Genomic DNA, 549 nt, shown 5'->3' with positions numbered 1-549 from the left:
GTTATCATTGAAAGGAATAGTATCAAAACCTTGTTCATATAAGGATTGGTTGATTAAGTCTAATTGTGTTTGACTTAAATGAACACGCCCCTTTCCTTCAATTTGAATCATCTTAGAAATATTTTGGATGTTGTAACCCATAGTTTCTTTCGTTTCATTATTGAAAATACGCGTCACATCTCCAACTGTTGAAGTCGCAATACGGTCTCTCGTTAATGTCCCTTTGGAAAACATGATAACGTCACCGACGCCATCTCGATTATATATACTAATCCACATATTCGTTAAAATCCCCTTCATATTTCTTTTTTAAAATAAAATTAAGTAAAACTTACGACATAAACCAATAAAAAAGCCTAGTCATCAACTAGACCGGTAATGTCCTATTAAAACGTATAATATTCTACTCGATTATATACTCCTAGTCATAAAAGTGCAAATAATAATAGACTGTGAAAAATAATCATTTCCCCCGACAGCCAAGCCTTTCCACAATGGCATAAATGGTTCCGCCATCATTTGAAATCACTTCACATAATCAAATCCGTA

General features: G+C 33.3%; 1 protein-coding gene. It reads right to left on the bottom strand.

All coding sequences use genetic code 11. From position 1 onward, the window contains the following. Window positions 1–279 (bottom strand): DUF4479 family protein (locus ACRCJ0_RS18990; protein WP_431391760.1); only part of this gene is annotated, 279 nt, incomplete at its 3' end. Window positions 280–549 lie beyond the last annotated feature (270 nt).

The sequence above is a fragment of the Aerococcus sp. L_32 genome (assembly GCF_050689315.1).
Note: the sequence above shows the minus strand (reverse complement) of the source record. Positions and strands in the feature narration are given on the sequence as shown.